This window comes from Beduini sp. (assembly GCF_047239305.1).
Taxonomy (GTDB): domain Bacteria; phylum Bacillota_I; class Bacilli_A; order Erysipelotrichales; family Coprobacillaceae; genus Beduini.
Genome location: NZ_JBKTEM010000006.1, coordinates 57,919 through 69,859, shown reverse-complemented (window position 1 = coordinate 69,859; position 11,941 = coordinate 57,919). Strand labels below are relative to the sequence as shown.

The 11,941-nt window shown below is 35.2% G+C and carries 12 protein-coding genes; 8 read left to right on the top strand and 4 right to left on the bottom strand.

Going from position 1 to position 11,941, the window contains the following annotated elements:
• Nucleotides 1-101: 101 nt before the first annotated feature.
• The gene (locus ACLRVU_RS10100; RefSeq protein ID WP_412891758.1) at nucleotides 102-713 is read right to left on the bottom strand and encodes a sugar O-acetyltransferase; all 612 of its coding nucleotides are present in this window, start codon (nucleotides 711-713) and stop codon (nucleotides 102-104) included.
• A 402-nt stretch (nucleotides 714-1,115) separates the two neighbouring features.
• Between ACLRVU_RS10100 and ACLRVU_RS10095 the strand changes: the two genes are divergently transcribed.
• From ACLRVU_RS10095 to ACLRVU_RS10075, 5 genes are read left to right on the top strand one after another with little or no spacing between them, the layout of a single operon-like run.
• Complete coding sequence (locus ACLRVU_RS10095; protein WP_147550015.1) at nucleotides 1,116-1,730, top strand: CDP-alcohol phosphatidyltransferase family protein; 615 nt, start codon at nucleotides 1,116-1,118, stop codon at nucleotides 1,728-1,730.
• Between the two features lies 1 nt (nucleotide 1,731).
• Complete coding sequence (locus ACLRVU_RS10090; protein ID WP_412891757.1) at nucleotides 1,732-2,631, top strand: phosphatidylserine decarboxylase; 900 nt, start codon at nucleotides 1,732-1,734, stop codon at nucleotides 2,629-2,631.
• Entirely contained in the window at nucleotides 2,606-3,379 is a 774-nt protein-coding gene (locus ACLRVU_RS10085; protein WP_041140332.1) for a ParA family protein, read from the top strand. Before ACLRVU_RS10090 ends, ACLRVU_RS10085 begins: the two co-directional genes overlap by 26 nt.
• Nucleotides 3,366-4,259, top strand: a complete 894-nt coding sequence (locus ACLRVU_RS10080) for a ParB/RepB/Spo0J family partition protein (RefSeq protein WP_412891756.1) — start codon at nucleotides 3,366-3,368, stop codon at nucleotides 4,257-4,259. The genes ACLRVU_RS10085 and ACLRVU_RS10080 overlap by 14 nt, the downstream gene beginning before the upstream one ends.
• The gene (locus ACLRVU_RS10075) at nucleotides 4,256-4,885 is read left to right on the top strand and encodes a pentapeptide repeat-containing protein (RefSeq protein WP_412891755.1); all 630 of its coding nucleotides are present in this window, start codon (nucleotides 4,256-4,258) and stop codon (nucleotides 4,883-4,885) included. Before ACLRVU_RS10080 ends, ACLRVU_RS10075 begins: the two co-directional genes overlap by 4 nt.
• Here the strand turns inward: ACLRVU_RS10075 and ACLRVU_RS10070 are convergent.
• Nucleotides 4,866-5,732, bottom strand: a complete 867-nt coding sequence (locus ACLRVU_RS10070) for a LysR family transcriptional regulator (protein ID WP_412891754.1) — start codon at nucleotides 5,730-5,732, stop codon at nucleotides 4,866-4,868. The two genes, ACLRVU_RS10075 and ACLRVU_RS10070, sit on opposite strands and share 20 nt — an antisense overlap.
• A gap of 109 nt (nucleotides 5,733-5,841) precedes the next feature.
• Between ACLRVU_RS10070 and ACLRVU_RS10065 the strand changes: the two genes are divergently transcribed.
• Nucleotides 5,842-7,599, top strand: coding sequence for an ABC transporter ATP-binding protein (locus tag ACLRVU_RS10065; RefSeq protein ID WP_412891753.1), 1,758 nt, complete (start codon nucleotides 5,842-5,844; stop codon nucleotides 7,597-7,599).
• Nucleotides 7,568-9,310: an ABC transporter ATP-binding protein gene (locus ACLRVU_RS10060; protein WP_412891752.1), complete on the top strand. Its 1,743-nt coding sequence runs from the start codon at nucleotides 7,568-7,570 to the stop codon at nucleotides 9,308-9,310. Before ACLRVU_RS10065 ends, ACLRVU_RS10060 begins: the two co-directional genes overlap by 32 nt.
• Nucleotides 9,311-9,348: 38 nt before the next feature.
• Here ACLRVU_RS10060 and ACLRVU_RS10055 read toward each other — a convergent pair whose 3' ends face one another.
• Complete coding sequence (locus ACLRVU_RS10055) at nucleotides 9,349-10,833, bottom strand: DUF1846 domain-containing protein (RefSeq protein WP_147550038.1); 1,485 nt, start codon at nucleotides 10,831-10,833, stop codon at nucleotides 9,349-9,351.
• Between the two features lie 129 nt (nucleotides 10,834-10,962).
• A complete protein-coding gene (locus ACLRVU_RS10050; protein WP_412891751.1) occupies nucleotides 10,963-11,322 on the bottom strand; it encodes a hypothetical protein in 360 nt (119 codons plus the stop codon).
• 186 nt (nucleotides 11,323-11,508) lie between these two features.
• On the opposite strand from ACLRVU_RS10050, the gene ACLRVU_RS10045 reads away from it, so the two are divergent.
• A complete protein-coding gene (locus tag ACLRVU_RS10045) occupies nucleotides 11,509-11,940 on the top strand; it encodes a MarR family transcriptional regulator (protein WP_147550044.1) in 432 nt (143 codons plus the stop codon).
• Nucleotide 11,941 lies beyond the last annotated feature (1 nt).

The window sequence follows — 11,941 nt, the reverse complement described above, 5'->3', positions numbered from 1 at the left end:
TGAAATAAACCACAAAAAAGCATATCACTATCTAATAAAGAAATGACATGCTTTTAATAGGACTTCATTTATTAATCTGAGAATTATGATTTATATAGATTTTATAAATCAATCCTTCTGTCTTTATAATAGTATTGCTTATCATGATCATTGATCTCTCTAAGCACACGGCATGGAGTACCTGCTGCGACTACATTGGCAGGAATATCCTTTGTAACGACACTCCCCGCTCCGATTACGGTATTTTCACCAATGGTAACACCCGGCAATACAATACATCCTGCACCAAGCCATACATTTTTTTTGATATGAACGGGCATATTATATTGATAAGCCTGCAGTCTTAATTCCGGCAAAATTGGATGGGTACCGGTGGCAATCGTTACGTTAGGTCCAATCATAACATAATCATCAATATAAATTTCAACATCATCGACTAAAGTAAGATTGAAATTTGCATAAACATTGTTTCCTAAGTGCAGTCGCTTCCCACCCCAGTTTGCGTGCAGCGGAGGTTCAATATAACAGTCCTCACCAAGGCTCGCCAGCATGTCTTTCAACAGAGTCTGTCGCAATTCTTTTTGCATAGGACGTGTGGCATTAAAATCATATTGTTTTTCTAAACACAGTGCCTGTTCATTCATGATCGATTCATCATTGGGAAGATAAAGCATTCCCGTCAGCATTCTTTCTTTCATATCATTTAAATCCATATTCTTTTCCTCCCAATCATCTATAACTGTTTTTATTTTAACACAGTATGCACTGACAATAAAATGTTCAATTAAAATAGCGCAATAAATTAGAAGATATAAAAGTAATTATTAATAATTATAAAGTCAATATTGATGTATAAAAATATATTCAAAAAATTGAGTAAAGGTCAGACACTTTAAACAAAATATTGGATCTTTCATTAAATGTAGTAATGGTAATAAAATTTTAAGAAATTATTATTGTGTGAAAAAGTAAACAAGACCAAGGAATCCATGTGGTTTATCAACTTAAAGCGGATTTTTTTAACCATTAAAACTTACATTTTTGAAAAATTATGATAATAGTCAAAGTGTTTTATGCTATAATGTCAGATAGTAGGAGATTTTGGAGGAATAACAATGCTAGGGTATTATAACTATACAGTCATTTTAACATATATAAGTCTTTGCGTCTCAGTAGTCGGGATTCATTTTGCAATGTCGGGAAAACCAGTTTTTGCGTTCATTTGTCTGATGACATCTGGTTTTTGTGATATGCTGGATGGACCGATTGCACGTACAAAAGCACGTAACGATGAAGAAAAAGAGTTTGGAATTCAGATTGATTCTTTGACTGATTTAGTTTGCTTTGGCGTTTTTCCCGCAGTTATCGCCTATTCTTTAGGAATGAAAAATAGTTTTTCTGTTTTAATTTTGCTGCTTTATGTTCTTTGTGCAATGATTCGATTAGCGTATTTTAATGTACAGGAAAGCTCAAGACAGAAACAGACAACAGATAAAAGAAAATATTATTCAGGAATGCCGGTCACGACATCGGCGATTATCTTTCCATTAGTATTTGCTTTTAAAGATTATTTAGGAACCTATTTTATACAAATATACGGAGCCATCGTAATTATTGTAGCGATGCTTTTCGTATTGGATATTCGAATCAGAAAAGCAGGTAAAAAAGGACTTGGCGTTATGGTGATTATTGCCTTGATCGAATTTATTTTGCTGATGAGGCTGATTTAGAATGAAGAATCACATCGTTAAAAGAAATGGAGAAGTATTGCCCGATGATCAGACAGGATCTATGCGATTTCTTTATTCGCATGCGTTTGGCAGATTTTTACTTCGCCCATTGATTGGACCAACTGTATCTAAAATAGCGGGTGGTTTTTTAAATACTCGTTTTTCAACGTTTTTGATCCCTTCTTTTATCAAAAACAACAAGATTGATATGAATGAATACAAACCGACAAAGTATTCATGCTATAATGAGTTCTTCACAAGGGAGATCAAAGAAGCATGCCGACCTATTGATCAAATTGCCGATCATTTAATTTCCCCTTGCGATAGTAAGGTTACTTATTATAAAATAGATGAGCATACTTGCTTTAAGATTAAAGATAGTTTATATAGTGTTGAGGATTTACTGCAAAATAAAGAATTGGCACAGCAATATCAAAATGGAGTTGCTTTAATTTTTCGTTTGAGTGTGGATGACTATCATCGCTACTGTTTCATTGATGAAGGCAGCTATCTGTTCGATTACAGAATTAAAGGAAAGTTACATACTGTAAATCCAATCGCCAGTTATCACTATAAAATTTATAAAACCAACAGTCGCAATGTTAATGTATTAGAGACTGTGCATTTTGATCAAGTCATTGCGATGGAAGTCGGCGCAATGATGGTAGGAAAAATAAAAAACCAGCCTGTTGAAGCTTTCAAAAGAGGAATGATAAAAGGATGGTTTGAGTTTGGCGGATCTACCGTCGTCTTATTATTTAAAGAGAACACCGTAGAAATAGACCAGGATATTATTGATTTTTCAACACAGGATATTGAAGTCAAAGTTAAAATGGGAGAAAAAATCGGCGTAGCAATCAGAAAGGAAGAAACATATGGGAAAGATCATATCCATCACTAACCAAAAGGGTGGCGTAGGTAAAACCACAACAAGTGTGAACTTAGCAGCAGGATTAGCCTATTTGAATAAAAAAGTATTGATGATCGATATTGACCCTCAGGCAAATGCGACTCAGGGAATCGGTGTTGATCGTATGCAGATAAAAGGAACATCTTATGATATTATCGTTGGCGATGAGGAAGTGAAGAATGTTGTATTATGTACATCTGTACCTCGTTTATCAATTGTTCCAGCCAGTGCTGACCTTGCAACGGCAGATTTGGAATTGTCAGAACTCAAGACAGGAAGAGAATTACGTTTAAAAGAAAAACTGGCAAGAGTCAAAGATGACTATGATTTTATCATTATTGACTGTCCTCCGTCTTTAGGACTGCTTAACCGAAATGCTTTGGCAGCCAGTGATTCCGTATTGATTCCGGTTCAATGTGAGTATTATGCATTGGAAGGACTGACTCAGCTGCTCAGTACAATTAAATTTATTCAGGATTCTTTCAATCCGGACTTATCTATTGAAGGCGTATTGTTAACGATGCTGGATCAGCGTACTAACTTAGGAATTGAAGTATCTCAGGAAGTAAGAAAATACTTTAGAGACAAGGTTTATAAAACCTTTATTCCAAGAAATATCAAATTATCAGAAGCACCATCAGAAGGAATGTGTATCTATGATTATGACCGTACTTCTGAAGGCGCAAAATCTTATGCAAATCTATCGAAGGAAGTGATCGTAAGAAATGGTGGCAAGTAAAAAGAAAACAACGACAACTAAAAAACGTTTAGGAAAAGGTTTAGATGATATCTTTGGCGGAGACTTGACTTCTTTTATTGATGATATTGAAAAGAATACACCAAAGAATTCACAAATTACAGTGACATTGGATCAAATTCGTCCAAATCCTTATCAGCCAAGACGTTTGTTTGATGAAGAAAAATTAAATGAATTGGCTTTATCGATTAAACAGCATGGAATCTTTACACCATTGATCTTAAAGGAATCTGTGCAAGGATATGAGATTGTGGCTGGTGAAAGACGTTTCAGAGCGGCTAAGATTGCGGAATTGAATGAAGTTCCGGCGATTATTGTAGAATTTAATGATGATCAGATGATGGAAGTGGCTTTATTAGAGAACATTCAAAGAGAGAATTTGAATGCGATCGAAGAAGCTCAGGCTTATCGTATGATGATGGATAAATTATCTTTAACACAAGAACAGTTAGCAACACGTTTAGGAAAGTCAAGAACGCATATTGCAAATACGTTGAGACTGTTGCAGCTGCCTTCAACATTGCAAACCTATGTGTTAGATGGCAGTTTATCAATGGGGCATGTACGACCATTGATTACATTAGAGCCAAGCAAGGCAGAAGAGATTGCAAACCGTGCAATCAAAGATCATCTATCTGTTCGTGATGTAGAAAATATTGTACGTGGAATTGAATTAAGCAAAAATAATAAAAAGAAAGAAAAACCGGAAAAAAGCAAAGAATTTATTTATGTAGAAGGACTTTTACGCAAGAAGTTCAGAACAAAAGCAAAGGTGGAAGATCAAACCATTACTTTAAAATATACAGATACGGATGATCTGAATCGTATATTAGAATTAATGGGGGTCATTGAAGAGTCATGAAAATAAATTCTCCTAAAATCCTGCCTAAGTTGGAAGTCATTGAATCCATTAAAGTCGTAATGGATGATGGGTTTGTCAGCCATGGTTATTTTGAAAATACGGTTATTGATGAAGAGGGGATCAGAGAGTTTGATGGCTGCCGTTTTAAAAACGTGCAGTTTTTCTTAGCTAAAGATCATCGCATCAGTTTTGTTGATTGTCATTTTGACCATTGTGAAATAGCAAATCTCACATTAGCTAATATTTCTATATTGCGTTGTGAGTTTATTGAATGTAAATGTACTGGTTTAGAAATTATTGAATCTTATATGAAAGATGTTCGTTTTGAACATTGTTTAATGACCTATATGAATTTTTCCAAAACAAAAACAGATCATCTGCTGTTTGAAGAAAATGATCTGTCTTATGGAAGCTTTAATGATATGAAGATTAAAGGCATTGAATTTAAAAACAATGATTTAACACGCTGTGAATTCTTTTTCACTTCATTAAACGGAGTAGATTTAAGAACGAATACTATTGAAGGAATTGCGATCACACTGAATGATCTAAAGGGAGCGATTGTCGATACGTTTCAGGCAATCAATCTTTCTCGCCTATTAGGAATTATTGTGAAAGAGGATTAAATGCGTCGATAAATTCTTTGATGAGGGCAGATAAATCCTGATCATTTCGCCAAACAATAGCGACACTTGTATAAAGTTCCTGTTCTAAAATGGGAACTTTTTTTATTTCCTCGGAAATGGCATACAGCGATAATGCAGATTGTGGAACAATAGCAATCCCTTTGTGCATATTTGCCCATAACAAGGAAGTTCTGCAGTCATCGTTTTTGCAGATAATATTAGGAACTAAATGCTGATTTAAACACGCCTCCTGAATGATTCGTTCATAACGGCGATAAATAATGAGCGGAAAGGGCATCATGTCGCTAAGCGTTATGTGCTTAGTATCGTTTAAATATTCACCTCCGCCAATCGCAATCATCGGTTCTTGGAGTAAATATTTAAAACTCAATCCGGTACTGTCAAAAGGTGTACGAATAATCGCTAAGTCAATAAGATGTGATTTGATTTCATCAATCATTTCATAGGTATTACCCTCATGAATTTCAAAAGCCAAATCAGGGTATTTGATTTTGAATGTATCAAGACAAGGATTCAGCATGATTCCACCATTAGAAGAAGTAATGCCGATATGAATTTTTTGATGATAGTTTATATCTTGAACTTCTCTTGTGGTCTGTTCGCTTAATTCTAGTATTTGTAATGTCCGTTTATAAAAAAGACGTCCTTCCTGAGTTAATTCTACACGGCGTGGTAAACGTCTTAGCAGTGTTACTCCCAGTTCATCTTCCAAGCTTTTAAGCTGCATGGACAGCGGCGGCTGTGCCATATGTAAAGCAATGGCAGCTTTCGATATTGTTCCCTCTTCAACAATCGTTTTAAAGTAAAGTAGCTGTCTTAATTCCATAGTTTTCTCCCATACTTTTAATATATAGTAACTATATATAATATATACTATTAATATAATAACATTTATATTATAATTAGGGAAGTTTAAGAAGGATAGGGGGAAAATTATGTTTAGATTACTTAAATATCTAAAGAAATATAAATGGCAAGCCTTCTTTGGACCGTTCTTTAAAATAGCCGAAGCTGCTTTGGAGTTAGCTGTTCCATTGGTCATGGCAGATATTATTGATAACGGAATTCCAACGGGGGATGCTTCTATTGTATTACAAAAAGGGATAATGCTGGTGATCTTATCTACAGTCGGATATGCCTGCTCATTGACTTGTCAGTATTTTGCATCGGTTACCTCACAGGGGACAGGAACTGAAATCCGCAATGCTTTATTTGCTCATATTCAATCATTATCTCATAAAGAAATAGATAGGATTGGAACGCCATCACTAATGACACGTATTACCAGTGATATTAATAATGTGGAACGTGCTATTGCGATGACAATTCGTATGGCTTCACGTGCACCGTTTTTAGTTATTGGAGCTACCATTTTAGCGATACGATTAAACCTTCAATTATCGATTATATTTATTATCGCTTCTATATTTATAGCATTGAGTATTTATTATATTATCACGCGAACCATGCCAGCTTTCAAGAAAGTACAAAAAATGCTTGATCGCTTATCTTTGATTACCAGAGAAAATCTGGAAGGAGTACGTGTTATTCGCTCCGTATCCAGTCAAGATTATGAAAAAACGCGTTTTGAAGATGCGGCAGTAAAACAGCGTGACCTTGCTTTAAAAGCAGGTAAACTAAACGCTTTACTGAATCCTATTACGATACTGATTGTTAATATTGCGGTAATCCTGATTATTTATCAAGGAGGAATTAAGATTGATAATGGGATTATGAGTCAGGGGGAAATTATTGCTTTCATCAGCTATATGACCACTATTTTAAACGCTTTAATTGCTTTTTCAAACACCTTAGTCATTATTAATAAAGGAAACGCCAGTGCTAAACGTATCAACGAGGTTTTTGATATTAAAGCCAGTGTTGTGGAAAATCCAAAAACAATGTTGAATTGTAAAAGCGATTATTGTATTGAATTTGATAATGTTGATTTTACTTATGACAGTTCGAAAGATGCTTTCTTACAAAGTATAAATTTGAAAATTAAACCAAATCAGACGATAGGGATAATCGGAGTGACAGGTGCCGGGAAGTCGACCTTGATCCAGATGATTTCACGTTTCTATGATGTAACAAAGGGCAGTGTAAAAATTGATGGAGTTGATGTCAAGGATTATGCGTTTAATATATTAAGAAAAAAAGTATCTGTAGTACCTCAGCAAGTATCTTTATTTTCAGGTACGTTAAGAAAGAATATGCAGTGGGGGAAAAATGATGCAACGGATGAAGAAATCTACCGTGCTTTAGAAATTGCTCAAGCTAAGGATTTTGTGGATCAATTACCAAAAGGACTAGATACGATGATCTATCAAGGTGGAAAGAATCTATCCGGCGGTCAGCGTCAGCGTTTATCCATTGCTCGTGCTATGGTCGGTAATCCGGAAATCTTAATTATGGATGACAGTGCCAGTGCATTAGATTTTGCGACTGATGCAGCTTTAAGAAAAGCTATCTATAAAAATATGAAGAATACTACTGTGATCATTGTCTCACAGCGAGTCAATACAGTTAGAAATGCCGATTTGATCGTTGTTCTAGATGAAGGTCAGATCGTTGGAAAAGGAACACACTTATCATTATTAAAAGATTGTGAGATCTATGAGGAAATCTGTAAATCTCAGCTATCTAGTAAGGAGTTAGAAAATGCATATACAACCATTGAAACGACTGCTTAAATATGTAAAGCCATATCGAAAATATTTTGTTGGAGCACTAATAGGAGCGATCGGTTGTGTGTTCTTTACTTTATTAACACCGATTATTATTGGTCAGGCTGTAGATCTTTTGATTGGAAAAGGTTTAGTAGATTTTACAGGACTGCTGATTATATTAAGAAATTTGGCGATTGTTGTGGTGATGAGTGCAGTATTAACTTATTTTATGCAGTTATGTACTAATCAGCTTTCGTATCGCACAGTGAAGGATCTTCGTGAAGAGTTATTTAGCAAGCTCGAAGAAATGCCATTAAAATATATTGATACAACCTCTCATGGAGAAATTATCAGCCGCATTATTGTAGATATTGATTTAATCAGTGATGGTCTTCTGCAAGGCTTTTCGAATATGTTTACAGGGATCATGACGATTGTTGGAACGTTAATCTTTATGATGTCGATTAATTTTAATATCGCGATGATTGTATTCTTTATGACTCCGATCTCTCTGGTTGTAGCTTCACTGATTGCGAAATTCTCATATAAGTTTCTGCGCGGACAATTAGCGGTGCGTGGAGAAATGGGAGGCTTTGTAGAAGAATATATTGGTCAGTTAAAGCTTGTTAAAGCGTTTAGCTACGAATCAGTCAGTCAGCAGGAGTTTGAAGAGATTAACGGCCGTCTGCAAAAAATCGGAGTAAAGGCGCAGGTGCTAAGTGCTATTACCGGACCAAGCACACGCTTTGTAAATGGTCTGGTTTATGCAGCGGTAGGAATTTACGGCGCTTTAAGTGTTGTCTATGGTCATGTCAGTATTGGACAGTTGTCAAGCTTCTTATCCTACGCTAATCAGTATACAAAACCGTTTAATGATATTTCCAGTGTCATTACTGAACTGCAAAGTGCTGTCGCTGCGGCTCAGCGAATCTTCGGTATTCTCGATCAGCCTTCTCAGTCAGCGGATCATACACCGGCTGTGACACTGGAGCATTGTGAAGGAAAAGTAGATATTGATCATGTTGATTTTTCTTATCAGCCAAGTCGTCCATTGATTACTGATTTAAATATTCATGTACAGCCGGGACAGCGTATAGCGATTGTTGGTCCGACCGGCTGCGGAAAAACAACAATTATTAATCTATTAATGCGTTTTTATGATATTAATAACGGAAGCATTAAGATTCAAGATAAAGATATGATGCTTTTACCTCGCGATCATTTACGTGGATTATATGGAATGGTTCTTCAAGATACTTGGGTATTTGGCGGTACGATCAAGGAAAATATTGCCTATGGTAAAAAAGATGCTACAGATGAGGAAATTATTGCAGCAGCTAAAAAGGCTTATGCGCATAGTTTTATCAAACGTTTGCCACAGGGGTATGATACAGTCATTAGTGATGATGGCAACAGCATTTCTCAGGGACAAAAACAATTATTGTCGATTGCCAGAGTTATGCTGCTGAATCCGCCTATGCTTATATTAGATGAAGCTACCAGCTCGATTGATACCTTAACAGAAATTCGTGTTCAGCGCGCTTTTGATGAGATGATGAAGGGTAAAACAAGCTTTATTGTGGCTCATCGATTATCTACTATTAAAAATGCGGATACAATACTGGTGATGAACGCTGGAAAGATAATTGAGCAGGGAACGCATAATGAATTATTAAATAAAGATGGGTTTTATGCAAACCTGTATCAAAGTCAGTTCGCTAAAAATGAAGATTAAAAAAGCCTGTACTTAAATTGTAGTACAGACTTTTTTCTTTAACGATGATAAAGTTTTTTGGTTTGATATTTATCTTCGCAAGTTAAGTTCATGTTTAATTTACGGAATGTTGTCATATCTACCTGTGATAAAATAACGGTACTGTGTGCTTCACAATTCTTTAATTTATCTAACTGCTGTAAAGCTAAATGAGATAAAGGATTTGTGGTAGCACTGATGGCTAGAGCGATAAGTATTTCATCTGTATGTAAACGAGGATTGTTATTTCCCAGTGAATTAATTTTTAAACGCTGTATAGGTTCAATGATACTTGGTGAAATCAAAGGAATTTCATCGTTGATATTCCCTAATTTTTTCAATGCATTGAGTAAAGCTGAAGAACTTGCTCCTAACAAAGAAGAAGTTTTACCAGTTACGATAGAACCATCCGGCAATTCAATGGCTACTGCCGGTCCATCAGTTAACTCTGCTTTCTTTAATGCAGGAGAAACACAGCGACGCATATCCGTTGAAATATTTGTTGTTGACATGATGATTTCAATTTTGCGAATCGCTTCTTCATCCGCATGTCCCTTTTTAAATTCTACTTTTGTATTATAATAGCGACGAATAATTTCTTGATTGCTTGCAGCGCAGGCTGCCTCATCATCACAAATGCAATATCCTACCATGTTAACCCCCATATCCGTTGGTGATTTATAAGGACTCTCACCTAAAATCTTTTGAAACATCGCATTTAGTACTGGAAAAATTTCAACATCACGATTATAGTTGACAGTTGTTTCTCCATAAGCTTCCAAATGGAATGGATCAATCATGTTGACATCATTTAAATCAGCTGTTGCTGCTTCATAAGCCAAGTTAACAGGGTGTTTTAAAGGTAAATTCCAGATTGGAAAAGTTTCAAATTTTGCATAGCCTGCTTCAATGCCACGTTTATGATCATGGTATAACTGTGACAGGCAAGTCGCCATTTTTCCTGAACCGGGACCCGGTGCAGTTACCACAACTAGTGGTTTTGTTGTTTCAATGTATTCATTTTTTCCATAGCCTTCATCGGAAACAATGATTTCCACATTATTTGGATAACCAACAATAGGATAATGTAAAAAGACTTTGATCCCTAAATGTTCCAAATGACTTTTAAAGGTATCTGCAGAAGGCTGATTAGAATATTGCGTAATCACAACACTTCCGACATAAAGACCGATATCTCTGAAAGCATCAATTAAACGCAGTACCTCTACATCATAAGTAATTCCCATATCACTGCGTATTTTATTTTTTTCAATATCACCGGCGCATACGGCGATCACAACCTCTACTTTATCTTTCATCTCCAGCAGCATTTTTAATTTACTGTCAGGAGCAAAGCCAGGCAGTACACGAGCCGCATGATGGTCATCAAATAATTTACCGCCAAACTCTAAATATAGTTTATTTCCGAATTGTCCAATTCGTTCCAATATGTGCTTAGATTGCAGTTTCACATATTTATCATTATCAAAAGCAATTTTCTTCATTTCTTCACACTCCTTTTTTCAACATCATTCCTTATTATAGCAAAGATCGACTTAATTTACTAAACATATTTTATACTTTTAAACAAATTGTAAAGAAAAAGGAGCAAGCCTTGCTTTGCTCCCGATAAATTATAGAAGAGATAGAACAACAGAAGGTAAAATCAGGATAATTCCAACGATAATATCACTGTAAAAAGCAATCACTTCATTGCTGGCAGAACCAATTACTGTTGTCTGTTCAATATGATCATTGCCGATTTTATTAACCATTTGGTTTGATTGACGACTAAAGCTGAATCGATTGATCTGCATGCCATCAAGGTTCAGATAACTAAACCAGGCAATTGCGAAAAAGAGGATACTACAGATAAATACGGGATACATTAAAATATAGGTTAAAGTTGAATGCTGTGCAAAATACCAAATAAGACAGAAAATAACAACCAAAACAAGGCGTATTATAATCTTTTGAAATAAAAGTTTTTTCATAAAATATCCCTCCTTAATTACATTTTATAATAGAATGCAACCAATTTAAAGAACTTGCTGAAATAGATAATCAAAATGACAAAATTTGTGAGATAATGTAAAAAAAGAAGCTTTTTTGTATCTTATAATTTTGATTTGTGCTATTATTTATTAGTCAATAAAGGTTGACTAATAGGAGGGAGTATATTGGATTATCTTACATTAAAGAATGATCTGTTTGATATTCTTGTGCTTAATCAAAAAACTTTGAAACCTTATGAAAATAAATTGATTTCAAAATTAACTATGCTTCAGTTTCGTACGTTATGCGTACTCAATGTAGAAGGGGATCTTAGCCTAAATGAGTTGGCGAAGATTCAAAATATTACAAAACAACAACAATCTCTTATCATAAAAAGTCTAGTCAGTGTCGGTTATGTCAGTCGAATGATCGATGAAGTAGACCGCCGTGTCATTCGTTTTAATATTACCGATGATGGAAAACAATTACTTGATGATCAGTTATCAGGAATGGTGAACAAGATCGTTGAAAGATTTAAGAGCTTAGATGAAGATAAGCAGAAGGAGTTATATGCTGCTATTCATTCTATCTGTATGATCTTAAAAGAGGTTGCTTAGG